The organism is Cereibacter sphaeroides 2.4.1 (genome assembly GCF_000012905.2).
Classification (GTDB): Bacteria; Pseudomonadota; Alphaproteobacteria; order Rhodobacterales; family Rhodobacteraceae; genus Cereibacter_A; species Cereibacter_A sphaeroides.
The window spans coordinates 597,437-622,473 of the sequence record NC_007494.2 but is presented as its reverse complement, the minus strand read 5'-3'; the positions used below and the strand labels follow the sequence as shown (position 1 = coordinate 622,473).

The window sequence follows — 25,037 nt, the reverse complement described above, 5'->3', positions numbered from 1 at the left end:
GATGAGCATGATCGACCACGGACCCGATCCGACCCAGACTCCGATTGCCGTCGGCGCCATCGGCGGCAGCGGCACCCGCGTCGTCGCCCGCATCCTCAAGGGGGCGGGCGTCTTCATGGGGACGAGGCTGAACGAGTCGGAAGACAATCTGGACTTCACCGAGCGTTTCCGCCATCGCGAGGTGCTCGCTTTGCCCGATGGGGCCTTCGAGGCGCGGCTGCGGCAGTTCGAGGGCCTGTCGCGCGCCGGCATGCGCGAGGCCGGGCAGCGGCACTGGGGCTGGAAAGAGCCCAACACCCATGTGGTGATCGACCGGATCCTCGCGGCCTATCCGAAGATGCGCTATGTCCATCTGCTGCGCAGCGGGCTCGACATGGCCTTCTCCGCCAACCAGCGCCAGGCGTGGTTCTGGGGGCCTTACTTCCTCGAGCGTCCCGTGGCCGAGCCGCCGGGGCCGCGGGACATGCTGGCCTATTTCTGCGCGGTGCACCGCCGGATCAGCGCCCTGGCCGACCGGCCGGAGAACCGTGGCCGGGTGCTGTTCCTGCAGTACGAGGCGCTCTGCGCCCGGCCCGAAGCGGAGATCGTGCGGCTGCTGGACTTCCTCGGGCTGGAGCCCGCCCAGCCCGTCGCCACGCTGGCCGCCCTGATCGCGCCCCCCGCCAGCATCGGCCGGCACCGGGAGCACGATCTGTCGGTCTTCGATCCGGCCGATCTGGCCTATCTCAAACAGACCCAGCCCGCTCCCTGAGGCTCTTGCCCCGGGAAGCGGGTCCGGTGCGGGCGCCTGCCCGGGCTGCGCCTAGAGCTTCACGACCATCTTGCCGAAGTTGCGTCCCGCCAGCAGGTCGTTCAGCGCCTGCGGCGCGGCCTCCAGCCCTTCGACGACCTGCTCGCGATATTTGACCTTTCCCTCGGCCAGCCAGCCCGTCATCTCGCGGGCGAATTCGGCATAGAGGCTGCGCGGGAAACTGTCGAAGATGATGAAACCCTGCAGCTTCACCTTCATCCGCAGGATGGTGCCCATGAGAGCCGGCGCCATGTCCGGCCCCTCGGGCAGGCCGGGACTGTTGTACCAGGAGACGATGCCGCAGACCGGCATCCGCGCGAACGGATTCAGGAGCGGCAGCACGCCATAGAGGACCCGGCCGCCGACATTCTCGAAATAGATGTCGATGCCGTTCGGGCAGGCGGCGGCGAGCTGCGCCTCGAAATCCGGCGCCCTGTGGTCGATGCAGGCGTCGAAACCCAGCGTCTCGACCACATACCGGCACTTGTCGGCGCCGCCCGCAACGCCCACGGCACGGCAGCCCTTCAGCTTCGCGATCTGCCCGACCGTGGCCCCCACCGGGCCGGAGGCCGCCGCGACCACCACCGTCTCTCCGGGCTGCGGCTCGCCGATCTTCAGAAGACCTGCATAGGCGGTGTATCCGGGCATCCCGAGGATGCCGAGCGCGCGCGAGGGACGCTCGGGCGCCTTGCCGAGATTGACCACCTCGGTCCCGTCCGACAGCGCATAATCCTGCCAGCCGCTGCCCGCGAGAACCATGTCGCCGGCCTCGAACCCGGGCAGGCTCGACTGCATCACCTCGGCCACCACCTGTCCGGTCATCACCCCGCCGATCTCGACCGGCTTGGCATAGGATTTCGTGTCGTTCATCCGCCCGCGCATGTAGGGATCGAGCGACAGCCACACCGTCCGCAGGAGCATCTGCCCCTCGGCGGGCTCAGAAATGGGGACCTCTTCCATCCGGAGCGTGCTTTCGTCGGGCGTGCCCTTCGGACGCTGCGCCAGCACCACGCGGCGGTTGATGTCGGATCTCTGCGGCATGTATTTCTCCCGGCTGTCCGGGCGGATGTAGTGCCGAAGCCCCGCTCGGGAAGGTGCGGCAGCAGGAGAAGCCGCAACCGTCGCGCGACGGCTGCGGCTGCCTCTGTCCCGCTCCTGCGCGGGGGCGGCAGCCTGGACGATCTGCGCTTCGGTCGTCCGAGCCGGCAGGAGAGGCCGCGCAGCAGGTCCGCCGGTGGCCGATCTCAGACCCGTTCCAGCGCGATGGCGATGCCCTGACCCACACCGATGCACATGGTCGAGAGTGCCCGCCGCCCGCCCGTGCGCTGCAGCTGGAGCGCCGCCGTGCCGGTGATGCGGGCGCCCGACATGCCCAGCGGGTGGCCGAGGGCGATGGCGCCGCCGTTGGGGTTCACCCGCGCATCCTCCTCGGCGATGCCGAGCTGCCGGAGCGTGGCCACCCCCTGCGCGGCGAAGGCCTCGTTCAGCTCGATCACGTCGAAAGCCTCCGTGGTCAGTCCGAGCCGGGCCATCAGCTTGCGGGTGGCGGGCACCGGGCCTATGCCCATGATGCGCGGAGGCACGCCCGCGGTGGCGCCGCCCAGCACCCGCGCCATGGGGGTAAGCCCGTGGCGCCGGACCGCCGCCTCGCTGGCGAGGATCAGGGCCGCCGCGCCGTCGTTGACGCCGCTGGAATTGCCCGCCGTGACGGATCCGCCGGCGAAGAGCGGCTTCAGCTTGGCAAGCGCCTCCGGCGTCGTCGCCCGCGGATGCTCGTCCTGCTCCACCCGGACCGGCTCGCCCCGGCGCTGCGGAACGAGGACCGGCGTGATCTCCTGTGCGAGCCGCCCGTTCGCCTGCGCCGCCGCCGCCTTCGTCTGCGAGGCGAGGGCCATGGCATCCTGCGCTTCACGGCTGATGCCGAAGTCGCAGGCGACGTTCTGACCGGTCTGCGGCATGGGATCCACCCCGTAGGCCGCCTCCATCGCCGGATTGACGAAGCGCCAGCCGATCGTCGTGTCATGGATCTCGGCCGAGCGCGTGAAGGCCGTTCCCGCCTTCGGCAGCACGAACGGCGCGCGCGACATGCTCTCCACCCCGCCCGCGATCACGAGATCCGCCTCACCCGCGGCGATCTGGCGGGCGGCGGTCAGCACGGCATCCATGCCCGAGCCGCACAGCCGGTTGATCGTCGTGCCCGTGACACCCACCGGCAGCCCCGCCAGCAGCGCCGACATGCGGGCCACGTTGCGGTTGTCTTCGCCCGCCTGATTGGCGCAGCCGAAGATCACATCGTCCACGGCCTCCCAGTCCACCCCGCCATTGCGGGCCATCAGGGCCTTGAGGGGCACGGCGCCCAGATCGTCGGCCCGGACCGGGGAGAGCGCCCCGCCGTAGCGGCCGATGGGCGTGCGGATATAGTCGCAGATGAAGACCTGGGTCATGTCGGTGCGGCCGAATCGGCCCCTCCTTGCGTGGATGTGCTCCGGCCGGCCTCTAGCGCGCCGGTCATGCTCCGCCCGTGCGGCTTCGGGTCTTGCGCGCGGCGTGAAACATCGGTCCCCCCTTGTGACGGGGGAAGCCGTAGCCATGCACCTCGACCAGATCGATGTCCGAGGGGCTCTGCGCGAGGCCCTCGTCGCAGATCCGTTGGCCTTCCTCGGCCATGGCGGCGATGAGGCGGTCGGCAATCTCGGTGCCGCTCGGCCGCGGGCCGGGGGTCACCAGAGGCGCGATCAGAGCGGCTGCCTCCGGCGACGGCTGGGGAAGGCGGCTGCCCGGCGCATAGTCGTACCAGCCGCCGCCCGACTTGCGGCCGAGGCGGCCTGCGCGCACCAGCCGGTCTCCGGGGCCTTCGGGCAGGTCCTGCCCGAGCGCGCGGGCGGCCTCCCGCGCGCGGAAGGCGATGTCGAGCCCGGCCATGTCCTGCATCTCGAACGGACCCATGCCGAGGCCGAAGGCGCGCATGGCCTCGTCGATCTCGGTCGGGGTGGCTCCTGCGAGCAGCAGAGCCTCGGCCTCGGCGCGGTAGCGCTTGAGGATGCGGTTGCCGATGAAACCCTCGCCGTTGCCCGCCTGTACCGGGATCTTGCCGAGCCGCGCCGCCAGAGCGACGCCGGTGGCGAGGGTGCGCGGCGCGGTGGCGGCCAGCGGCACGATCTCGAGCAGCTTCATCACCTGCGCCGGGCTGAAGAAATGCAGCGCGATGAAGCGGTGGGGGTGCGGCAGGCCCTCCACGATCCGTTCGGGATCGAGGTAGGAGGTGTTGGTGGCAAGGATCGCCTCGGGCCCGCAAAGACGGACCAGCTCTTCGAACACCCGGCGCTTGACGGCGAGATCCTCGAAGACCGCCTCGATCACCAGATCGCAGTCCGCCAGCGCCCCGAGACCGACCGTGCCGGTGACGCGGGCCATCCGCTCCGCCGCGCCGGCCCGATCCGTCAGCCCGCGCTTGACCTGCGCCTCGAAGATGGCCTCGACCCGCTCGAGGCCGGCCGCGAGCGACTCGGGCCCGGTTTCAGTGAGACGCACCTCCAGCCCGGCCGCGGCGAGGGCGGCCGCGATGCCGCTGCCCATCGTGCCGCCGCCGATCACGCCTGCGCGGGTGAGGGGCACAGGCTCGATGCCGCGAAGGGCGGCCGGGCGCAGGGCCGCACGCTCGGCGAAGAAGAGATGGCGCAGGGCCGCGGCTTCGTCCGAAGCGCGGAGCCGCAGGAAGGTCTCGCGCTCGGCGCGGAGACCCGCGGCGAAGCCTTCCGCCACGCCCGCGCGGATCGCTTCGAGGGCCGCGGCGGGCGCGGGATTGCCTCGGGCCGCCCTGGCGATGCGCGCGCGGGCCTCGTCCCAGAAGGCGGGCCCGGGATCGGCGAGCGGGGCCGCAGAGGCAGGCAGGGGCAGGGCGCCGTCGAGGGTGCGGGCGAAGGCCAGCGCCTCGGGGATCAGCTCGCCCGCGGCGATCCGGTCCGCAAGGCCCGCCTCCCGCGCCTCGGCGGCCGACAGGGTGCGGCCGGCGGTGATGACCTCGATGGCGGGAGCAAGGCCGATCCGGCGCGGCAGGCGCTGCGTGCCGCCCGCGCCGGGGATGAGGCCGAGGCTCGTCTCCGGCAGGCCCAGCCGGGCGGTATCCGCGAAGATCCGGTAGTGGCAGCCGAGCGCAAGCTCGGCCCCGCCGCCGAGGGCCGCGCCGTTCAGCGCCGCGATCCACGGCTTCCGCGAGGCCTCGATGGCGGCGATCACATCGGGCAGGTGCGGCGCCTCGGGCGGGCGGTCGAACTCGGCGATGTCCGCGCCGCCGACGAAGACCCGGCCCTCGGCCGCAAGCACCACGGCGCGCACGCTCTCGTCGGCCTCGAGCTCGGCCGTCAGCGCGGCGAGCCTCTGGCGCACCGCGAGGCTCAGCGCGTTCACCGGCGGGTTGGCGAGGGTCAGAAGCGCGATCCCGTCGGAGTCGCTGCGCCGGATGAGGTCGTTGGTCATGATGGGTTCGGCCTTTCGATGATCTGCCGCGGAGGATGCCGGATCCCGGCCGCTCCCGAGAGGGCGGCCACGGCCAGAATAAGCACGGCTGCGAGGCCATCGCAACATTTCTGATTGATCGGGCAATCAGAAATGTTGACTTGTTCCGCCGGAGTGCCCACTACTGGCGGCAGAGGCGGTGCCCGGTTGCGGGGGCTTGCCCGGGAATGAACCGAAATGCGGACGAGAGGGGAGGTCGGCGATGACGCGGAATGACGCGACGAATGCTGCCGGAGCGGTGGGCGCGGCGATGCGGGATCACATCCTCTTGCCTGCACAGGAAATGGCGAAGCTCGGCAAGTCCGCGCAGCCGGTGCTGACTCATGCCGAGGGCATCTATGTCCATACCGAGGACGGCCGCCGCCTGATCGACGGGCCGGCGGGCATGTGGTGCGCGCAGGTGGGCTACGGCCGCCGCGAGATCGTCGATGCCATGGCGCATCAGGCGATGGTGCTGCCCTATGCCTCGCCCTGGTATATGGCCACGAGCCCCGCGGCGCGGCTGGCGGAGAAGATCGCCACGCTGACGCCGGGCGATCTCAACCGGATCTTTTTCACCACGGGCGGGTCGACCGCGGTGGACAGCGCGCTGCGCTTCTCGGAATTCTACAACAACGTGCTGGGCCGGCCGCAGAAGAAGCGCATCATCGTGCGCTACGACGGCTATCACGGCTCGACGGCGCTCACCGCCGCCTGCACCGGCCGCACCGGCAACTGGCCGAACTTCGACATCGCGCAGGACCGGATCTCGTTCCTCTCGAGCCCCAATCCGCGCCACGCCGGCAACCGCAGCCAGGAGGCGTTCCTCGACGATCTGGTGCAGGAATTCGAGGACCGGATCGAGAGCCTCGGCCCCGACACGATCGCGGCCTTCCTGGCCGAGCCGATCCTCGCCTCGGGCGGCGTCATTATTCCGCCCGCAGGCTATCATGCGCGCTTCAAGGCGATCTGCGAGAAGCACGACATCCTCTATATCTCGGACGAGGTGGTGACGGGCTTCGGCCGTTGCGGCGAGTGGTTCGCCTCGGAGAAGGTGTTCGGGGTGGTGCCGGACATCATCACCTTCGCCAAGGGCGTGACCTCGGGCTATGTGCCGCTCGGCGGCCTTGCGATCTCCGAGGCGGTGCTGGCGCGGATCTCGGGCGAGAATGCCAAGGGAAGCTGGTTCACCAACGGCTATACCTACAGCAATCAGCCGGTGGCCTGCGCCGCGGCGCTTGCCAACATCGAGCTGATGGAGCGCGAGGGCATCGTCGATCAGGCGCGCGAGATGGCGGACTATTTCGCCGCGGCGCTGGCTTCGCTGCGCGATCTGCCGGGCGTGGCGGAAACCCGGTCGGTGGGCCTCGTGGGTTGCGTGCAATGCCTGCTCGACCCGACCCGGGCGGACGGCACGGCCGAGGACAAGGCCTTCACCCTGAAGATCGACGAGCGCTGCTTCGAGCTCGGGCTGATCGTGCGCCCGCTGGGCGATCTCTGCGTGATCTCGCCGCCGCTCATCATCTCGCGCGCGCAGATCGACGAGATGGTCGCGATCATGCGGCAGGCCATCACCGAAGTGAGCGCCGCCCACGGTCTGACCGCGAAAGAACCGGCCGCCGTCTGAGGCGGCCGCGACGAAACTCCCTCCAACAGGATCCCAGATGCTGCAAGAGATCGACTGGCACGCCCGCGCCAAAGCCGTGGCCCTTCCGAACCGTCCCTTCATCGACGGCCAGTATGTCGACAGCCTGTCGGGCGAGACCTTCGCCTGCATCTATCCCGGCGACGGGCGGCCGCTGACCGATGTGGCCTCGTGCAATGCGGCGGATGTGGATGTCGCGGTGCGGTCGGCCCGCAAGGCGTTCGAGGCGGGGGTCTGGTCGCGGATGGCCCCGGCCGACCGGCGCCGCATCCTGCTGCGCTTCTCCGAGCTGATCCTCGCCAACCGGGAGGAGCTGGCGCTCCTCGAGACGCTGAACGTGGGCAAGCCCATCGCCAATGCCTACAACGGCGACGTGGTGAGCGCTGCCGCCTGCATCGCCTGGTATGCCGAGGCGATCGACAAGGTCTATGGCGAGGTGGCGGCCACGGCTTACGACATGACGACGCTCGTCATGCGCGAGCCCTTGGGGATCGTGGCGGCCGTGGTGCCGTGGAACTATCCGATGTCGATGGCCGCCTGGAAGCTCGGGCCTGCGCTTGCCACCGGCAATTCGGTGATCCTGAAGCCCGCCGAACAATCGCCCTTCACCGCGCTGAAGTTCGGCGAGCTCGCCATCGAGGCGGGGATGCCTCCGGGGGTGCTGAACGTGGTGCCGGGCCTCGGCCATATCGCGGGCAAGGCGCTCGGGCTGCATATGGATGTCGATTGCGTGGGCTTCACCGGCTCGACCGAGGTCGGCAAGTATTTCATGCAGTATTCCGGCCAGTCGAACATCAAGCGGATCGGGCTCGAACTCGGCGGCAAGTCACCTCAGGTCGTGCTGGCGGATTGCGATGATCTCGATGCGGCGGCGGCCGGGATTGCGGCCGGCATCTTCGCCAACACCGGGCAGGTCTGCAACGCGGGCTCGCGCCTGATCGTGGACGAGAAGATCCACGACCAGCTCCTCGAGAAGATCGCGGCTCAGGCCAAGGTCTTCGCGCCCGGCGATCCGCTCGACACCGCCACCCGCATGGGCTCGATGGTGAGCGAAGAGCAGATGGACCGCGTGCTGGGCTACATCGACGCCGGCCGCGCGGACGGTGCACGTCCGGTCATCGGCGGCGGCCGGGTGAAGACCGAAACCGGCGGCTTCTACATCGAACCCACGATCTTCGAGGGCGTGCGCAACGACATGAAGATCGCGCAGGAAGAGATCTTCGGGCCGGTGCTGTCGGCCATCCCGGTGAAGGGCTTCGACGAGGCGATGGCGACGGCCAATGACACGGTCTACGGGCTCGCGGGCGCGGTCTGGACCGGGTCGGTGAAGAACGCGCACCGGGCGGCCAAGTCGCTCCGCGCGGGCGTGGTCTGGGTCAACTGCTTCGACCGCGGCTCGCTCGCCGTGCCGTTCGGCGGCTTCAAGCAATCGGGCTTCGGCCGGGACAAGTCGCTGCATGCGATGGATAAATACACCGACCTGAAGGCCGTCTGGTTCGCCCACTGACCTCAGCGCCCGCCCATCGGGCGGGCACTTCTTCCTGTTGCCCACGCCACTCACTGGAGCCCGCCGATGTGGAAGGATGAAGTCCTCGCCCAGGCCGTCGTCCCCTACGAGGACCGCCGCCGCCGGATCGAGGCCGAGCCGTTGCCGGAGAATATCGGGGCGCTGATCGACGCGGCCGCCGCGGAGGCCGGCGACCGGGTGGTGTGGAACTTCTTCGAGAGCGGCGAGACCCTTACCTACGGCGAGATGCGCCGCAAGGTGAACGGGCTGGCCGCGCGCCTCGTGGCCCTCGGGATCGGCAAGGGCACCCATGTGGGCGTGATGCTGCCGAACGTCGAGGCTTTCCCGCTGACCTGGCTGGCGCTCGGCCGGATCGGGGCAGTGATGCTGCCGATCAACCCCGGCTACACCCCGCGCGAGATCGCCCATGTGATGAAGGTCGCCGAGGCAGACTGGGTGGTGACCCACGACAGCACGCGGGCCGTGCTCGACGAGGCCCATGCGGCGGGCCTGATCGCGCTGCCCGCCGAGCGGCTGATCGTGGTGGGCGGCGCCCTAGGCGGGGCGCATGACTGGGCCGAGCTTGCCTCGGAGCCGCAGGACCATTTCACCCCGCCCGAGCCGGTGGGGCACGACGATCTCCTGAACATCCAGTTCACATCCGGCACCTCGGGCTTTCCCAAGGGCTGCATGCTCGGCCAGCGCTACTGGATCTCGGCGGGCAAGGTGAACGCCTTCCGCGACGGCCGGATCTACCGGCGCATCCTCGCCTCCACGCCCTTCTTCTACATGGATCCGCAATGGCTCCTGCTGATGACGCTCTACCAGCGCGGCACCCTGTTCGTGGCGGCCCGGCAATCGACGAGCCGCTTCTCGGGCTGGCTCGAAGAGCATGAGATCGACTTCTGTCTGCTGCCCTGGGTGCTGCACGGCATGGCGCCGCAGCAGCATGACGCGCAGAATCGGGTTGTGCGCGCCAATATCTACGGCTGCCCGCGCGACCTGCACCGCGGGCTCGAGGAGCGGTTCGACCTGAACGCCCGCGAGGCCTTCGGCATGACCGAGATCGGCCCGGCGATGTTCGCGCCCATCGAGCGCGCGGACAAGGTGGGCTCGGGCTCCTGCGGCGTGCCGTGCCCGTTCCGCGAGTGCCGCATCGTGGGCGAGGACGGCCAGCCCGTGGCGCGGGGCGAGATCGGCGAATTGCAGATCCGCGGACCGGGCATCATGCTCGGCTACTACAACAACCCCGAGGCTACGGCCGAGGTGTTGAAGGACGGCTGGTTCTCCTCGGGCGACCTCTTCCGTCAGGATGAGGACGGGTTCTTCTACATCGTGGGCCGCAAGAAGGACATGATCCGGCGTTCGGCCGAGAACATCGCCGCGCGCGAGGTCGAGACGGTGCTGGCCGCGGCGCCCGGCGTGGCCGAGGTGGCGGTGGTGGGCGTGCCCGACCCGCTGCGCGGCGAGGAGGTCAAGGCCTGCATCCGCCTGAAGGAGGGCGTGGTCGCCGATGCCGCGATCCTCGAGGGCATCGTGGCCACCGCGCAGGCCGGGCTCGCGCCCTTCAAGGTGCCGCGCTTCTACGCCTTCGTCGAGGATTTCCCGCGCACCGCCTCGCTGAAGATCGCCAAGCCCCGGATCACCGAAGGCGTGGCCGACCTGCGCGCGGGCAGCTTTGACCGCACCAGCGGGGAATGGATCCCCGCGACCGAGGGAGCCTCCGCATGAGCCCGCAGTATGATGCCATCATCGTGGGCGGCGGCCACAACGGGCTGACCTGCGGCGCCTACCTCGCCCGCGCCGGCGTGAAGGTGCTGGTGGTGGAGCGCCAGCCCATGGTCGGCGGGGCGGCGGTGACGGGCGAGATCGCGCCCGGTTACCGCAGCTCGCTCGCCTCCTATTATCAGGGGCTTCTGCAGCCCAAGGTCATCCTCGATCTCGAATTGCAGAAATACGGCTTCGAGGTCATTCCCGCAGCCCCCACCGTCTTCGCGCTCGAGGGCGGGCGCACCTTCACGCTCTGGGACGACCCGGAGAAGTTCGCCGCCGAGATCGCGAAATTCTCGAATGTCGATGGTGCGGCCTATGCCGGCTACCGGGCGCACATGCTGAAGATTGCGCCGCACATGAAGCAGCTTCTGTGGGAGGTGCCGGTCGATCCCGCCAGCGGCAAGATCCGGGATCTGAAACGGCTCGCGGGCTTCGTCTGGCGCTTCCGCAAGGTCGGGCCGCAATTCTACGACATCTACAATCTCCTCACGATGAGCGCCTGGGACTATCTCTCGCGCTGGTTCACCTCCGACGAAGTGAAGCTGGTTCTGGGCTTCTTCGCCGGCGGGGGCGGGGCCAATTCCAGCCTGAAGACGCCCGGCTCGGCCTATATGCTCGCGCGCGGCATCGTGCGCGACGGCGGCACCGCCGCGGGGCCCGCAGGCTTCATGAAGGGCGGCATGGGCGCCATTTCCGAGGCGATCCGCCGCTCGGGCGAGGCGCATGGCATGGAGGTTCGCACCGCCTGCCCGGTGGAGCGGATCCTCGTCGAGAACGGCCGCGCCGTGGGCGTGCGGCTGGAGGGCGGCGAGGAGATCCGCTCGAAGATCGTGATCGCCAATGCCACCGCCCGCACCACCTTCACGAAGCTCCTCGATCCCGCCGAGCTGCCCGAGGAGTTCAACCGCGACATCCGCAACATCCGCTGCGAAAGCACGGTCTTCCGGGTCAATCTGGCTCTGTCGGCGCTGCCCGAGGCCCCGGTCTTCGGCCAGACCAATCCGCAGGGCTCCATCGTGCCCCAGATGACCGTTGCGCCGAACGTGGCCTACATGGAGCGGGCCTGGCATCAGGCGCAGGGCGGCGAGATCGCCGAGGCACCCTTCCTGATCGTCAAGGTGCCCTCGATGGTGGATCCGACGCTCGCGCCCGAGGGGCATCACATCATGAATGTCTTCGGTGGACATGCGCCCTACACGCTCGCGCGGGGCGACTGGGACAGCCGCCGCGAAGAGCTGTGGGGCCGGGTGCTCGCGGTGCTGAAGACCCAGTTCCCCGACATCGAGAGCAGGATCCTGCACCGCCAGATCATGACGCCGCTGGATCTCGAGCGGATCTTCGATCTGCCGAACGGCCATGTCCACCACGGCGAGATCAGCGCGGACCAGATGTTCTTCCGCCGTCCCTCGCCGCAGTTCGCCGATTACCGCAGCCCGGTGGACCGTCTCTATCAGGCCTCGGCTTCGGTCCATCCCGGCGGCGGCGTGACCGGCGTGCCGGGGCACAATGCGGCCAAGGTGATCCTCGAAGACCGCCGGAAGTGGAGCTGAGCCGATGCTGATCGATTTTTCCTCGCGCCCGCCGCACCCGGATTTCTCGCCCCCCGCCCCGCATCTGCAGAACTACCGCAGGGTCTATCAGGCGAGCGAACGCCGCTCGGCCGCCTCGGACGCGGCGCAGGGGCTGGACAGCTGGCTCGAGACCTACGAGCGGCTGGGCGCGCGCCATGTGGTGCTGAAGGCGCGCGACCTGACCACGACCTTCGGCTTCAGGATCTCCAACGAGGCGGTGGCGGAGTTCATCCGGGCGCACGGCCCGCGCTATGTGGGCTTCGCCGGTGTCGATCCCTGGCAGGAAGATGCGGTGGACCATTTCGACCATGCGATCCGCCACCTCGGGCTGCGCGGTCTCAATCTGCAATGTTTCGAGCTGAAGATGCGCCCCGACGACGAGCGGCTGTTTCCGCTCTACGAGAAGGCCATCGAACTCGATGTGCCGGTGAACATCCATTGCGGCATCAACTTCTCGACCCACACGCCCATGGCGCTGGGGCGGCCGGAATATCTCGACAACGTCATGGTGCGCTACCCGGAGCTGCGCGCCGTGGCCTCTCCCCCCGGCTGGCCCTGGGTGCAGGAACTGATCGGGGTCGCCTGGCGCCACCCGAACCTCTCCATCGGGCTCCTGGCCGTGCGGCCGAAGCTTCTCGCCAAGGCGCATTCCGGCTACGAGCCGCTGTTGCAGTACGGCCGCACGCTGCTGAAGGAGAAAATCATTTTCGGCTCCGCCTTTCCGATGATGCCGGTCGAGACGGCGCTGGCAGAACTGGACGCGCTGGGGCTCGACGCGGACACGCGCCGGCTCTGGCTGCACGACAATGCGGCGCGGCTGCTGGGTCTCGACACCGCCGCAACTTGACTTTGCCCTTCCGCCCTTTATTCCCGAGGGGACTGCGCCGCTCCCACGATCCTGCCGCAAAGTGACCCAAGCTCCCATGACCGAGCCGAAACCGAGAGCGAGACGCAGCGGCGCTGCCCCGGCCAGGACCCGCGACGATCAGGTGGTGGACCGGCGCCGGTCGCTGCTGAAGGCGGCGGTGAAGGTGATCTCGAAGCGCGGCCTCACGGGGGTCACGATCAATTCCATCGCCGCCGAGGCGAAATGTTCCTATGGTGTGGTCGCCTTCCACTTCCAGTCGAAGGAAGGCATCATCTTCGCCGCGCTGGACCATACGGCTGCGGAATACGAGGCCTATCTGGCGCAGCTGAACGCTTCGCAGCGCGGCCCGGCCGAGCGGATCCGGCACATGATCGACACGGACTTCAGCCGCAAGGCGGCGGGGCACGAGTCCATCGCGCTCTGGCTCGCCTTCTGGGCCGAAGCCGCGCGCGTGCCGAGCTTCCGGCAGCGCTGCGCCGCGCTCCGGGTTCAGTATAACGAGGCGGTCGCCGCCGATGTGGCCGAGCTTGCGGCGCTGCGCGGGCGGACGGTCGAGGCCGAGCAGGTGGCGCTGACGCTGAACGCCATGATCTCGGGGCTCTGGGTCGAGAATCTGCTTCTGCCCATCACCATCGCAGAGGGGCAGAAGCGCGGGCACGATGCCTCGCTGGCCTATCTGAGGCTGATCTTCCCCGACGACTTCTGACTCCGCGGGGGGCGGCTGAGGGCTCAGCCGCGCTCCGCCTCATATCCCTTCAGAAGCTGCACGACATTCTCGCCGATGGCCTCGATGGCATAGCCGCCCTCCATCACGAAGAGGGTGGGCAGGCCGAGGGCGGCGATCATCGCGCCGATCCGGGGGTAATCCCCGCTCTCCAGCCGGAACTGCGAGATCGGATCGTCCATGAACGTGTCGACGCCCAGAGACACCACCAGCCGGTCGGGCGCGAAGGCCCGGATCCGCGCCAGGCCTTCGGCAAGCGCGCTGCGGTAGGAGGCGAAATCCGCGCCCCAGGGCAGCGGCAGGTTCAGGTTCGCACCCGCTCCCTCACCCTCGCCGGTCTCGTCGGCGAAGCCGATATAATAGGGATAGTCCTGCACCGGATCGGCATGGACCGAGACGGTCAGCACGTCGCCGCGGTCGTAGAAGATGTCCTGCGTGCCGTTGCCGTGGTGATAGTCGATGTCGAGCACCGCCACCCGCTCCGCGCCGAGGCTGCGGAACTGCTGCGCGGCGATCGCCGCATTGTTAAGAAAGCAGTAGCCGCCGAAATAGTCGCGCCCCGCATGGTGGCCCGGGGGACGGCTGAGGGCGAAGGCCGCGGGCTCGCCCGATTCGATCAGGGCCACGCCGGTCAGGGCGCAGTCGACACCCGCCCGCGCGGCCTCCCATGTGCCCGTAAGGACCGGGCTGCTCATGTCGACGACATAGCGGCCGAGTTCGGCGCCGGGCCGGACCGTCGGGATCGTCCGCGACCGGCGCGGCGGCCAGAGGTTGGGATAGGCCGGAACCGGGCCCATCTCGGCCACCCAGCTCTCCCAGGCGCCTTCCAGAAAGCGCACGAAGGCCGCATCATGAACGGCCAGCACGGGCCCGAGGTCGAACGGCTGCGGCGCTGTCACGGGGCCCAGGCCCGCGCGCGTGACGGCGGCCAGCACGAGTTCGGCGCGGCGGGGGATCTCGAACGCCTCCACCCAGCCGCCCCGGTAGAATTCGCGCTCCACGCTCTGCAGCGCGTGCTTGTCGGAGAAGATCGTCTTCATCGGGACCTCAGAAGGGCAGGGAGGGACGGGTTGCGGCGGTGCCATACCAGCCGCCGAGAGCGGTCTCGTAGGCGAGGCCCGCCGTGAAGACGCTCTGGTCTTCATAGGTCCGGCCCACCAGCTGGATGCCGGTGGGCACGCCGTTCGGCGCACGGCCCGAGGGCAGCGACAGGACCGGGCAGCGGCTGAGCATGTTGAAGGGCCAGGCCATCGTCCAGCCGAGATAGGAGTCGATCTCTTCTCCGTTGATGATCAGCGGATCGGAGAAGTCGAACTCGGCCGGCACGGCGGGAATGGCGAGGGTGGGGCAGAGGAACAGGTCGAACCCCTCCATCATCGGGCCGAAATGCGACCAGATCCGGCCCTCGATCTCCATCCCGGCGAGATAGTCGCGGGTGGTGGTGGCGAGCGCGTCGCGGGCGAAGCGGCGGGCGTAGGAGGTGAGCCGCTCCTCGCGCTCGTCCAGATACTCGGCAAGCCAGGCGCCGAACAGCGCCTTGTGATGGGTGGCGGCGGCCCGATAGACCTCCCAGGACCAGGGCAGCGCCACCTCCGTGACCTCGGCGCCGAGCGCGCGGAACACGTCCAGCGCCGCAAGCGTGTTGGCCCGCACCGCCGGATCGATCTCCATGAAGCCGAAATCCAGCGAATAGGCGATCTTCCAGCCCTTCACCCCCGACCGGTCGAGCCGCAGCTCGAGCTTGGGCTTCAGCGAGGCGATGTCCTCCGGATGGGGGCCGGCGAGCACGTTCTGCATCAGCAGGCAATCCTCGACCGTGCGCGCCATGGGGCCCGGATGGTTGTAGGGATCGAGGTTGAAGGGCGGGGTCGAGGGCACACGGCCGTAGGGCGGCTTGAAGCCCACCACCCCCGAGGCGGAGGCCGGGATCCGAATCGAGCCGCCGATGTCCGAGCCCGTGGCCAGCGGCGCGAGCCCCGCCGCGAGCGCCGCCCCGGAGCCGCCCGAGGAGCCGCCGGGCGTGAAGGCGAGGTTCCACGGGTTGCGCGTCACGCCCCACTGCCGCGAGTGACAGAAGGGAGCGCAGGAGAATTCGGGCGTGGTGGTGCGGGCATGGATCACCGCGCCCGCCTCGACCAGCCGCTGCACGACCGGCGCGCTCTTCGCAGCCACATGGTCCGCGTAGAGGAGCGAGCCGTAGGTCGTGACCTTGCCCGCCATCATGGTCTCGTCCTTCAGCGCGGCAGGGATGCCATCGATCATGCCCGGTTTCTGTGCGCCGGACATATATCGCTTCTCGGAGGCGCGTGCTTCCTCCAGCGCCTCCTCCGGGTAGGTGAAGCAGACCGCGTTCAGACTGTCTCCGCTGGCCTCGATCCGCGCGAGGGCGTCCGTAACCACTTCGACGGGCGAGATTTTCCGGGCGCGATAAAGGGCCGTCAGCTGCGCGGCGCTGAGGTAGGCGAGGGGCGTCTCGGTCATGGGGGAGGGGCCTTCGGCAGCGGGGGAAACCTGGCGCATTCTGGTGGTTGCTCGATTGATTGGTCAATCAGTTTGTTGACAGGATTCGATTTCTGCGTATCGTGATTTCCATAAGGATCACCGGCAGGTCGGAAGGCTGCGCAAGACAGCTGCATCCCGGCGGGACATCCAAGGATAACCAAACCTGACAGGGTGAACACATGAACAAATCGCACCACCTGCTGATGGACGATCTGGTCACGCGGCTGCGGCGCGGACAGCTGTCGCGTCGCGAGTTTCTGGCCCGCAGTTCGGCGCTGCTGGCGGCCGGCGCCATGAGCGGCCTGCCCGGTGCGGCGCTTGCCCAGCAGGCGGCACCGAAGGCCGGCGGCTTCATGCGGCTCGGCCTGCACAATGCCTCGCAGAACGACAACCTCGATCCCGGCAGCTGGTCGACGAGTTGGACCGGCGCCTCGTTCAACGGCGGCGTCTACAACAACCTCGTCGAGATCCTGCCCGACGGCTCGGTCGCGGGCGATCTGGCCGAGAGCTGGGAGGCGGAGCCCGGCGCGAAGGTCTGGCGCTTCAAGCTGCGCTCGGGCGTGACCTTCCACAACGGCAAGAGCCTCGAGGCGGAAGACGTGCGCCAGTCGCTCGAGCATCACATGAAGCCGGACTCGACCTCGGGCGCGCGCGCCATCGTCGAGCAGATCGAGACCATCGACATCGAAGGGTCCGACACCGTCCGCATCACCCTCTCGGAGGGCAATGCCGACCTGCCCTACCTCCTGTCGGATTATCACCTCTCGATCTATCCGGCGCTGGAGGGCGGCGGGATCGACATGGAGAGCGCCAACGGCACCGGCGCCTTCCTCCTCGAGAGCTTCGAGCCGGGCATCGCCACCCGCCTCAAGCGGAACCCGAACTACCACAAGAACAACAAGCCCTATCTCGACGAGGTCGAGTTCATCAACATCACCGACGCCACGGCGCGGCTGAACGCGCTGCTGACCGGCGAGGTCGATTTCATCCAGGATCTCGACATCCGCAACGTGGCGATGGTCGAGCGCAGCGGCGATTTCTCGGTTCAGCGCGTGCCGAGCCTGCGCCACTTCACCTTCGACATGGACACCCGCGTCGCGCCCTTCGACAATCCCGATGTGCGGCTGGCGCTGAAATATGCGCTCGACCGGGATGACGTGATCGAGAAGGTGTTCCTTGGCGAGGCCACGAAGGGGAACGACAACCCGGTCGCCTCGATCCAGAAATTCTACCACGACATGCCCGCGCGCGAATACAGCATCGCGAAGGCCAAGGAGCATCTGGCCAAGGCCGGGCTCGATCAGGTGAGCGTCGATCTGTCGGTGGCCGAGAATGCGTTTGCGGGCGCCATCGAGGCGGCGACGCTCTACCAGCGCCATGCGGCCGAGGCCGGCATCAACATCAACATCGTGCAGGAGGCGGCCGACGGCTACTGGGAGAACGTCTGGCGCAAGAAGCCCTTCTGCGCGGTCGACTACTTCGGCCGCGCCACCGTCGACTGGCTGTTCTCGACGAGCTATGTCACCGGCGCGCCGTGGAATTCGGGCTGGTCGAACGCGCGGTTCGACGAGCTGCACCAGACGGCGCGGGCCGAGACCGACGAGGCCAAGCGCGCCGCCTGCTACGCCGAAATGCAGGAGATCCTGCGCGACGACGGCAACGTCATCACCGTGGCCTTCGTGAGCTGGCGCAACGCCGTCTCGAACCGCATCGGCTTCGGCGAGGTCGGCGGGCTGATGCCGCTCGACAACATGCGGATGTGCGAGCGCTGGTGGGTCAAGGACTGAGGTCGGCAGGCCCGGTCTCAGACGGCCCGGAGCGCGAGGCGCGCCCCGGGCGACATTCCGACATTTTCGTTCAGGGCGGAGAAAACCTGATGCGCTACCCCACGGGCCCCATCGGCGGGCAGATCCTTGCGCAGGCCATGAGCCTCGCCCCCTCGCGACGGGCCTTTCTGGGGGGCGCGGCCGCCGTGGCCGGCGCCTTCTGCCTGCCCGCCTCGCTGCGAGCCGAGGAAGGGCCGAAGCGGGGCGGCCGGCTCCGCTACGGCGTCAACGACGGCTCGCAGCAGGATTCGCTCGAGCCCGGCAGCTGGGCCACCGTCATGTGCGGTGCGGCCTTCAACGGCGCGCTCTGCAACAACCTCGTCGAGCTTCTGCCGGACGGGTCGCTGGCGGGCGATCTCGCCGAAAGCTGGGAGGAGGCCGAGGGTGCCACCCGCTGGACCTTCACGCTCCGCAAGGGTGTCCTGTTCCACGACGGCCGCCCCTTCACCCCGGAGGATGCCCGGCAGTCGCTGATGCATCACATGGGCGAGGGCAGCACCTCGGGCGCGCTCGCCATCGTCAGCCAGATCAAGGAGATCGCCGTCGAGGGCGAGGACCGGCTGATCGTGACCCTCACGCAGGGCAATGCCGACTTCCCCTATCTGCTGTCGGATTATCACCTCTCGATCTTCCCGGCGAAGGAGGGCGGCGGCATCGACTGGGAGAGCGGCATCGGCACCGGCGCCTTCAAGCTCGACAGTTTCGAGCCGGGCGTCGCGGTCCGACTGCTCCGCAATCCGAACTATCACAAGCCCGGCCTGCCGCATTTCGACGAGGTCGAATTCATCGCGATCCCCGACCGGTCCGCGCGGCTGAATGCGCTGCTGACCGGCGAGGTCGATGTGATCGAGGATGTCGACATCCGCAACGTCCCCCTGATCGAGCGCAATCCCGATCTGGTGCTGCACCGCACGCCGAGCCTGCGGCACCTGACCTTCGACATGAACTGCCAAACGGCGCCCTTCGACAATCCGGTCGTGCGCAAGGCCCTGAAGCTCAGCCTCGACCGCGAGGATGTGATCGCCAAGGTGTTCCTCGGCGAGGCCGAGACGGGGAACGACAACCCGGTGGCGCGCATCATGCCCTTCTGGGCCGAGACGCCGCCCGAGCACCGCTACGATCCCGAGGCCGCGCGGGCGCTTCTGGCCGAGGCCGGGATCGAGGGGCTGACGGTCGATCTCTCGGTGGCCGAATCCGCCTTTCCCGGTGCGGTCGAAGCGGGGGTCCTTTTCCGCGAACATGCCGCCAAGGCCGGCATCACGATCAACCTCGTGCAGGAGGCCGATGACGGCTACTGGGACAATGTCTGGCTGGTGAAGCCCTTCAACGCCGCCGACTGGTACGGGCGGGTCACGCTCGACTGGCTGTTCGCCACCTCCTACACCTCCGACGCGCCCTGGAACAACACGGGGTTCAAGAACGCCCGCTTCGACGAGCTGCATGCGGCGGCGCGGTCGGAGACCGATCCCGCCACGCGGGGCGAACAGTATGCCGAGATGCAGCAGATCCTGCACGACGACGGCGGCGTGATCACGGTGGCCTTCGTGTCCTGGCTGCTCGCCATGTCGCGCGCCATCGGCCATGGTGAGACCGGAGGCATCCTGCCCGCCGACAATCATCGCTGCGCCGAGCGGTGGTGGCGCACCGACGTCTGACACAACGGGGTGGGCGGACCTGCCTGACCGCCCTTTCACCCGAGCCTTGCCGGAGACAGCCGAGTATGAACAGAACTTCCCATCCGATCTTGTCCATGGTGGCCAGTCGGGTCGGTCTGGGGCTTCTCAGCCTCCTTATCGTGTCTCTGGTGATCTTCTTCTCGGTGAGCCTGCTGCCGGGCAGCTATGCCTCGGCCATCCTCGGGCAGAATGCGACGCCCGAGGCGGTGGCGGCTCTCGAGACCCGGCTCGGGCTCGATCAACCGGCGATCTGGCGCTACCTTTCGTGGCTCGGCGCGGCGGCGACGGGCGATCTCGGCCAGTCCTTCGCCGGTCGGCCGGTCATGGCGGTGCTGGGGCCGCGGCTCCTCAACACGATCACGCTGGCCTCGATCACGGCCGTGATCGCGGTGCCGCTCGCGATCACCCTCGGTGTGATCTGCGCGCGCTTCCGCGGCCGGTTCATCGACCGCTTCCTGTCGACCTCGACGCTCGCCTCGATCTCGCTGCCGGAATTCTTCGTGGCCTATCTGATGATGATGATCTTCGCGGTGAAGCTGCAATGGTTCCCCTCGATGGCGGGGATCCGCAACAGCATGGATCTGGGCGAGCAGCTCTACCGCATGGTGCTGCCGATCCTGACGCTGCTCCTCGTCATTCTCGCGCACATGATCCGCAACACGCGCGCGGCGATCCTGTCGGTGATGTCGAGCCCCTATGTCGAGATGGCGCGGCTGAAGGGCGAATCCGAGGGCCGCGTGGTCACGCGTCAGGCGCTGCCCAATGCCATCGGCCCCATCGCGAGCGTGGTGGCGCTGAACCTCGCCTATCTCATCTCCGGCGTCGTCGTGATCGAGGTGGTCTTCGTTTATCCGGGCGTCGGTCAGGCGATGATCGACGCGGTGCGCAACCGCGACGTGCCGGTGATCCAGGCCTGCGCGCTGATCTTCGCCACGGCCTACATCGGCTTCAACCTGCTGGCCGATATCGTCTCGATCGTCAGCAACCCGCGCCTGCTGCATCCGCGCTGAGAGGGGTATCATGGACCAGAGCATCGACGCCCGCCCCGCCACGCCGTCGCGCCTGACCCGCGCCCGCAGGCTTCTCACCACCGCGCCCTTCACCGCACGGCTGGGAATGGTCCTCGTCGCGATCTACGCCTTCGTCGCGATCTTTGCGCCCTGGATCGCGCCCTACGGCGAGGTCGAGGTGGTCTCGCGCATCCCCTTCGACGGCTGGAGCGCCCAGCATCTGCTGGGCACCGATCAGCTCGGGCGGGATTTCCTGTCGCGGCTGATCTTCGGGGCGCGGAACTCGATCTCCATCGCGCTCGTGACCACGATGATCTCCTTCGGGCTGGGCTGCCTCCTCGGCGTCTTCTCGGCGCTGATCGGCGGCTTCGTCGATCAGGCGATCTCGCGCTTCGTGGATGCGCTGATGTCGGTGCCGGATCTGATCTTCATCCTGATGATCCTGTCGATCTTCGGCAATTCGATCCCGAACCTCATCCTCATCATCGCCGTGCTGACCTCGACCCGCTTCTTCCGCATCTCGCGCGCCGCGGCGCTGAACGTGGCCAGCCTCGATTTCGTCGAGGCCGCCCGGGTGCGCGGCGAGAGCCTGCTCTGGATCTCGGTCCACGAGGTGTTCCCGAACGTGCTGCCGCTGATCCTGTCCGAGCTCGGCATGCGCTTCTGCTTCATCTTCCTCTCCATTGCGGCGCTCTCCTTCCTCGGCGTAGGCATCCAGCCACCGCTGGCGGAGTGGGGCTCGATGGTCCGGGACAATGCGGCCCTCATCAACATGGGCGATATCACGCCCCTGATCCCGGCCGCCTCCATCGCGCTGCTCGCCATCGCGGTCAATTTCGTGGTCGACTGGCTGCTGAACCGGGCCAGCGGCCTGAACGAGGAGGGCTGAGCCATGGCCGTCGAACCGTCCCCCGCCGTGCTCGAGATCCGCGACCTGAGGATCGAGGCGAAATCCTCCGACAGCTGGTCCGAGATCGTCCGGGGGGTGAGCCTCTCGCTCTGCAAGGGCGAGGTGCTGGGGCTCGTGGGAGAATCCGGCGCAGGCAAGTCCACCGTGGGGCTCGCAGCTCTCGGCTACCTGCGGCCGGGCGCGCGGGCGAGCGGCGGTTCGGTCCGGCTGTTGGATATCGAGCTGCTCGCCATCCCCGAGGAAGAGCGCCGCCGCCTGCGCGGCACGAAGGTCGCCTATGTGGCGCAGAGCGCGCAGGCCGCCTTCAACCCGGTGCACCGGCTGATGGATCAGATCACGCTCGTGGCCGTCGACCGGGGCGGCCTGTCGCGCGCGGAGGCCGAGAAGCGGGCGGTGGCGCTGTTCACCGCGCTGCAGCTGCCCGATCCGCAGAACTTCGGCGCGCGCTACCCGCATCAGGTGTCGGGCGGCCAGCTGCAGCGGGCCATGGTCGCGATGGCGATGATCTGCAATCCGGCGCTGATCGTCTTCGACGAGCCGACCACGGCGCTCGATGTGACGACGCAGGTCGAGGTGCTGATCTCGATCCGCAAGGTGATCGAGGAATTCGGCGTGGCCGCGATCTACATCACCCACGATCTGGCCGTCGTGGCCCAGATCGCCCATCGCGTGGCGGTGCTGCGCTATGGAGAGGTGGTGGAGGAGGCGCCGATCTCCGCCATCATGGATCACCCCGAGCATCCCTACACGCAGAGCCTCTGGGCGGTCCACGAGATGCCCGCGAACGAGGCGGCCGTGGAGGGGGCGACGGCTGCGGCGCTCCTGTCGATCGAGAGGCTCGGCGCGCGCTTCGGCACGTTCGATGTGCTAAGCGACATCGACCTGCGGATCGGGCGCGGCGAAACGGTGGCGCTGGTGGGCGAATCCGGCTCGGGCAAGTCCACGCTCGGCCGGGTGATCGCGGGGCTGAAGGCGCCCTCGGCGGGGCGAGCGCTCTTCGACGGAGCGGCGCTGCCTCCGAAGCTGCGGCAGCGCCCGCTCGAGCTTCTGCGCCGCATCCAGATCATCTACCAGTCGGCCGATACCGCGCTGAACCCGCGCCAGACGGTGCGGGCCATCGTGGGCCGGCCGCTGACCCTTTATCAGGGGCTGCGGGGGGCTGCGCGCGAGAAGCGGCTGATCGAGCTTCTGCGCATGGTCGAACTCGACGAAAGCCATGCCGAGCGCCTGCCGGGCCAGCTTTCGGGCGGCCAGAAGCAGCGCGTGGCGATTGCGCGGGCTCTCGCGGCCGGGCCCGAACTCATCATCTGCGACGAGATCACCTCGGCGCTCGACAAGGTGGTGCAGGCCGACGTGCTGCGGATGATGATCGGGCTGAAGGAGCGTCTGGGCGTGTCCTACCTCTTCATCACCCACGACATCGAGGTGGTGCGCGCCATCGCCGACCGGGTGGTGGTGATGCAGCACGGACGCATCGTGGAGCAGGGCGAGAAGGACCGGGTCTTCGCCCCGCCGCACGAGCCCTATACCGAACGGCTCCTGGCCTCGGTCCCGGACATGGCGGTGGGCTGGCTCGACCGGATCATCGCGGCGCGCGTCGCCTGAGCGGGCGTCCGCGCCCGGCAAGGCTCGGGCCAAGCTGCCCGTGAGCCGGGCGAGGCCGCCTTGCCCGACAGGCCAGACCACCCTTGCCCGACATGGCCGGGCGCCTGGGTAAGCTCTGCGCCTTCATCCGCCACGTCGCATGTTTCATCGACGAGAACCTGTGCAGGCGGAGCAGGCCACCCGTCCCGGCCTCCGCCGACCTGAATCTGTCCCGCCCCGAGGGAAGAATGCCGGGCCTGCCGCGTCGGCAGCCCGGCGGGGAGCGGCCGGCCCATCGGGCCGACCGAAGCGGGTCAGAGGACGAGGAAGCCCGCGTCCACCGGATCCTCGCGGTTGATCGTCCAGCTGGCCGTTCCGAGCATCCCGGCCGTGCCCTTCACCGTGGGGCGCACCGCGCGCACCGTGCCGAGCGTCGTCTCGCCGATCAGGCAGCCCTCGAAGGTGCCCGAGCCCAGAAGCCCCTCCGAGGTGATCGGCTGGTTCAGCCCGATCACGCCCCGGGCCTCGAAATAGGCCATCATGGCCGAGGTCCCGGTGCCGCCCGGCGAGCGGTCGAGCTGGCCTGCCGAGAAGACATGGACGTTCTTGTAGAGGCAGCCCTCGATGGTGGGCTCGTGCCAGAAGGTCACGAAGTTCAGATTGTTGATATGCGCCTCGGTCGGGTGCTGGACTTTCACCTTCTTGCGGATCTCCTCGCGGGCGATCAGACCCATGCGCGAAAGCTCGGAGCCGTTCTCGGGCGCGATCCGGAGGCTCGTGCCGCGCAGGTCGATGATGCCGAAATAGTTGCCGCCCCAGACGAGATCCGCCTTCAGCGGCCCGTAGCCCGGCAGTTCGAAGGCGATGTCCTGCGCCGCCACATAGGCCGGCACGTTCTCGAACCGGGTCCAGAGCACGCGGTCGCCCTCGTGCGCCACCTCGGCCACGACGAGGCCCGCCGTCGTCTCGAAGCGGATGCGGGTCAGCCCCGAGGGATCGCGGGCCACAAGCCCGTTGGCCACCATCGCCATCGCCACGGCGATCGTGCCATGGCCGCACATGTGGGAATATTCCTTGCCGTCGATGTAGATCAGGCCCGCATCGTAGTCGCGCGACGAGGGCGGGGTCAGGAAGACGCCGAACATGTCGGCATGGCCCCGCGGCTCGCGCATCAGCGCCTTGCGCAGCCAGTCGTAGTTCTCTTCGAGGAAGGCGCGCTTCTCGAGGATGGTCGAGCCCGCGGGGTAGGGGACACCGCTGTAGATGATGCAGAGCGGCTCGCCCTCCGTATGGGTATAGATCACGTTATACACGTCCTGAACGCGCATGTCTGTCTCCTGTGGGATGATGGCTGGGGCGGAGGGGCCGGGATCACTTGTCGGGCAAGAGATCCAGACCGATGAGAAGGTCGATCAGCACGATGCCCACGGCGGCGGCGAGGATCGTGAGCGCCGAGACCGCGGCGATCGAGGGATCGACGGAATACTGGACGTAGTTGAAGAGCTGCACCGGGATCGTGTTCAGCGCCGCCGTCGTGTTGAAGATCGACAGCTCGACATTGATGAACGAGGTGATGAAGGCGAAGATCGCGCCCGACACGAGCCCCGGCCGGATCAGCGGCAGGGTGACGAGGCGGAAGGTGGTCCATCCCGAAGCGCCCAGATCGCGCGAGGCCTCTTCGAGCGCGCGCTGGCCCGGCGAGAAATGCGGCAAGAGCGTGCGCAGCACGAAGGGCGTCACGATCACCACATGCCCCACGAGGAGCGCCGGGAAATTCCGCACGAGGCCGATGGCCGAACCGTATTGCAGCAGCGCCGCGCCGATCACGATATGGGGCAGCACGAGCGGCGACAGCAGGAGGGCGCTCAGGAGCCCCTTGCCGCGGAAGCTGTGCCGGGCGATGGCGATGGCCGCGGGCAGCCCGATCACCAGCGCGAAGAGCGTGGCGGCGAGCGCCAGCACCGCGCTCGTGAGGAAGGAGCGCACATAGGTCGGATCGTGCAGCACCACCCGATACCAGTCGAGCGTCAGGCCCTGCGGCGGGAAGCTCAGGAACTTGGTCTCGGTCAGCGAGCCGCCGATCACCACGACGAGCGGCAGCGCCAGATAGGCGAGGGTAAGGAGGGCAAGCGCCCGGACGGCGAGACGCGCGGCCAT

At 68.6% G+C, this 25,037-nt stretch carries 19 protein-coding genes; 12 read left to right on the top strand and 7 right to left on the bottom strand.

Annotated elements, in window-relative coordinates; translation table 11 throughout:
• Window positions 1-7 precede the first annotated feature (7 nt).
• Window positions 8-751 (top strand): sulfotransferase family protein, encoded by a 744-nt coding sequence (locus RSP_RS18330; RefSeq protein ID WP_227590646.1) that lies wholly within the window; start codon window positions 8-10, stop codon window positions 749-751.
• A gap of 51 nt (window positions 752-802) precedes the next feature.
• Here RSP_RS18330 and RSP_RS18325 read toward each other — a convergent pair whose 3' ends face one another.
• The 3 genes from RSP_RS18325 to RSP_RS18315 all read right to left on the bottom strand — a co-directional run bounded on the left by RSP_RS18325 (window position 803) and on the right by RSP_RS18315 (window position 5,266).
• Window positions 803-1,831 (bottom strand): NADP-dependent oxidoreductase, encoded by a 1,029-nt coding sequence (locus RSP_RS18325; RefSeq protein ID WP_011339393.1) that lies wholly within the window; start codon window positions 1,829-1,831, stop codon window positions 803-805.
• A gap of 203 nt (window positions 1,832-2,034) precedes the next feature.
• The gene (gene pcaF / locus RSP_RS18320; RefSeq protein ID WP_011339392.1) at window positions 2,035-3,234 is read right to left on the bottom strand and encodes a 3-oxoadipyl-CoA thiolase; all 1,200 of its coding nucleotides are present in this window, start codon (window positions 3,232-3,234) and stop codon (window positions 2,035-2,037) included.
• 64 nt (window positions 3,235-3,298) lie between these two features.
• Window positions 3,299-5,266 carry a 3-hydroxyacyl-CoA dehydrogenase NAD-binding domain-containing protein gene (locus tag RSP_RS18315; protein WP_011339391.1) on the bottom strand — a complete coding sequence of 656 codons (1,968 nt, stop codon included), beginning with the start codon at window positions 5,264-5,266 and terminating at the stop codon, window positions 3,299-3,301.
• Window positions 5,267-5,507: 241 nt separating this feature from the next.
• Between RSP_RS18315 and RSP_RS18310 the strand changes: the two genes are divergently transcribed.
• From RSP_RS18310 to RSP_RS18285, 6 genes are all read left to right on the top strand, one after another.
• Window positions 5,508-6,911, top strand: coding sequence for an aminotransferase (locus tag RSP_RS18310; protein ID WP_011339390.1), 1,404 nt, complete (start codon window positions 5,508-5,510; stop codon window positions 6,909-6,911).
• Window positions 6,912-6,948: 37 nt separating this feature from the next.
• A complete protein-coding gene (locus RSP_RS18305) occupies window positions 6,949-8,436 on the top strand; it encodes an aldehyde dehydrogenase (protein WP_011339389.1) in 1,488 nt (495 codons plus the stop codon).
• A 66-nt stretch (window positions 8,437-8,502) separates the two neighbouring features.
• A complete protein-coding gene (locus RSP_RS18300; RefSeq protein ID WP_011339388.1) occupies window positions 8,503-10,167 on the top strand; it encodes a class I adenylate-forming enzyme family protein in 1,665 nt (554 codons plus the stop codon).
• A complete protein-coding gene (locus RSP_RS18295) occupies window positions 10,164-11,759 on the top strand; it encodes a phytoene desaturase family protein (protein WP_011339387.1) in 1,596 nt (531 codons plus the stop codon). The genes RSP_RS18300 and RSP_RS18295 overlap by 4 nt, the downstream gene beginning before the upstream one ends.
• Window positions 11,760-11,763: 4 nt before the next feature.
• A complete protein-coding gene (locus RSP_RS18290; RefSeq protein WP_011339386.1) occupies window positions 11,764-12,627 on the top strand; it encodes an amidohydrolase family protein in 864 nt (287 codons plus the stop codon).
• Window positions 12,628-12,703: 76 nt separating this feature from the next.
• A complete protein-coding gene (locus RSP_RS18285; protein WP_009564165.1) occupies window positions 12,704-13,354 on the top strand; it encodes a TetR family transcriptional regulator C-terminal domain-containing protein in 651 nt (216 codons plus the stop codon).
• Window positions 13,355-13,377: 23 nt separating this feature from the next.
• On the opposite strand, the gene RSP_RS18280 is transcribed toward RSP_RS18285, so the two are convergent.
• Both RSP_RS18280 and RSP_RS18275 read right to left on the bottom strand, forming a co-directional pair.
• Window positions 13,378-14,412, bottom strand: a complete 1,035-nt coding sequence (locus tag RSP_RS18280) for a histone deacetylase family protein (RefSeq protein WP_011339385.1) — start codon at window positions 14,410-14,412, stop codon at window positions 13,378-13,380.
• 7 nt (window positions 14,413-14,419) lie between these two features.
• A complete protein-coding gene (locus RSP_RS18275) occupies window positions 14,420-15,853 on the bottom strand; it encodes an amidase (RefSeq protein WP_023004215.1) in 1,434 nt (477 codons plus the stop codon).
• A gap of 200 nt (window positions 15,854-16,053) precedes the next feature.
• Between RSP_RS18275 and RSP_RS18270 the strand changes: the two genes are divergently transcribed.
• The 5 genes from RSP_RS18270 to RSP_RS18250 all read left to right on the top strand — a co-directional run bounded on the left by RSP_RS18270 (window position 16,054) and on the right by RSP_RS18250 (window position 22,901).
• Window positions 16,054-17,661 carry an ABC transporter substrate-binding protein gene (locus tag RSP_RS18270; RefSeq protein ID WP_011339383.1) on the top strand — a complete coding sequence of 536 codons (1,608 nt, stop codon included), beginning with the start codon at window positions 16,054-16,056 and terminating at the stop codon, window positions 17,659-17,661.
• A gap of 89 nt (window positions 17,662-17,750) precedes the next feature.
• Window positions 17,751-19,355, top strand: a complete 1,605-nt coding sequence (locus RSP_RS18265; protein ID WP_011339382.1) for an ABC transporter substrate-binding protein — start codon at window positions 17,751-17,753, stop codon at window positions 19,353-19,355.
• 65 nt (window positions 19,356-19,420) lie between these two features.
• On the top strand, window positions 19,421-20,386 hold the full coding sequence (locus tag RSP_RS18260) for an ABC transporter permease (RefSeq protein WP_009564157.1): 966 nt from the start codon (window positions 19,421-19,423) through the stop codon (window positions 20,384-20,386).
• Window positions 20,387-20,396: 10 nt separating this feature from the next.
• Window positions 20,397-21,275: an ABC transporter permease gene (locus RSP_RS18255; protein ID WP_011339381.1), complete on the top strand. Its 879-nt coding sequence runs from the start codon at window positions 20,397-20,399 to the stop codon at window positions 21,273-21,275.
• Between the two features lie 3 nt (window positions 21,276-21,278).
• A complete protein-coding gene (locus RSP_RS18250) occupies window positions 21,279-22,901 on the top strand; it encodes an ABC transporter ATP-binding protein (RefSeq protein WP_011339380.1) in 1,623 nt (540 codons plus the stop codon).
• Window positions 22,902-23,194: 293 nt separating this feature from the next.
• On the opposite strand, the gene RSP_RS18245 is transcribed toward RSP_RS18250, so the two are convergent.
• A complete protein-coding gene (locus RSP_RS18245) occupies window positions 23,195-24,208 on the bottom strand; it encodes a proline racemase family protein (protein ID WP_011339379.1) in 1,014 nt (337 codons plus the stop codon).
• Between the two features lie 43 nt (window positions 24,209-24,251).
• Complete coding sequence (locus RSP_RS18240) at window positions 24,252-25,037, bottom strand: ABC transporter permease (protein ID WP_002724379.1); 786 nt, start codon at window positions 25,035-25,037, stop codon at window positions 24,252-24,254.

Coding starts and splice junctions, on each gene's coding strand:
- RSP_RS18330 (WP_227590646.1), top strand. CDS start 8: ATGATCGACCACGGACCCGATCCGACCCAGACTCCGATTGCCGTCGGC.
- RSP_RS18325 (WP_011339393.1), bottom strand. CDS start 1,831: ATGCCGCAGAGATCCGACATCAACCGCCGCGTGGTGCTGGCGCAGCGT.
- pcaF (WP_011339392.1), bottom strand. CDS start 3,234: ATGACCCAGGTCTTCATCTGCGACTATATCCGCACGCCCATCGGCCGC.
- RSP_RS18315 (WP_011339391.1), bottom strand. CDS start 5,266: ATGACCAACGACCTCATCCGGCGCAGCGACTCCGACGGGATCGCGCTT.
- RSP_RS18310 (WP_011339390.1), top strand. CDS start 5,508: ATGACGCGGAATGACGCGACGAATGCTGCCGGAGCGGTGGGCGCGGCG.
- RSP_RS18305 (WP_011339389.1), top strand. CDS start 6,949: ATGCTGCAAGAGATCGACTGGCACGCCCGCGCCAAAGCCGTGGCCCTT.
- RSP_RS18300 (WP_011339388.1), top strand. CDS start 8,503: ATGTGGAAGGATGAAGTCCTCGCCCAGGCCGTCGTCCCCTACGAGGAC.
- RSP_RS18295 (WP_011339387.1), top strand. CDS start 10,164: ATGAGCCCGCAGTATGATGCCATCATCGTGGGCGGCGGCCACAACGGG.
- RSP_RS18290 (WP_011339386.1), top strand. CDS start 11,764: ATGCTGATCGATTTTTCCTCGCGCCCGCCGCACCCGGATTTCTCGCCC.
- RSP_RS18285 (WP_009564165.1), top strand. CDS start 12,704: ATGACCGAGCCGAAACCGAGAGCGAGACGCAGCGGCGCTGCCCCGGCC.
- RSP_RS18280 (WP_011339385.1), bottom strand. CDS start 14,412: ATGAAGACGATCTTCTCCGACAAGCACGCGCTGCAGAGCGTGGAGCGC.
- RSP_RS18275 (WP_023004215.1), bottom strand. CDS start 15,853: ATGACCGAGACGCCCCTCGCCTACCTCAGCGCCGCGCAGCTGACGGCC.
- RSP_RS18270 (WP_011339383.1), top strand. CDS start 16,054: ATGAACAAATCGCACCACCTGCTGATGGACGATCTGGTCACGCGGCTG.
- RSP_RS18265 (WP_011339382.1), top strand. CDS start 17,751: ATGCGCTACCCCACGGGCCCCATCGGCGGGCAGATCCTTGCGCAGGCC.
- RSP_RS18260 (WP_009564157.1), top strand. CDS start 19,421: ATGAACAGAACTTCCCATCCGATCTTGTCCATGGTGGCCAGTCGGGTC.
- RSP_RS18255 (WP_011339381.1), top strand. CDS start 20,397: ATGGACCAGAGCATCGACGCCCGCCCCGCCACGCCGTCGCGCCTGACC.
- RSP_RS18250 (WP_011339380.1), top strand. CDS start 21,279: ATGGCCGTCGAACCGTCCCCCGCCGTGCTCGAGATCCGCGACCTGAGG.
- RSP_RS18245 (WP_011339379.1), bottom strand. CDS start 24,208: ATGCGCGTTCAGGACGTGTATAACGTGATCTATACCCATACGGAGGGC.
- RSP_RS18240 (WP_002724379.1), bottom strand. CDS start 25,037: ATGGCCGCGCGTCTCGCCGTCCGGGCGCTTGCCCTCCTTACCCTCGCC.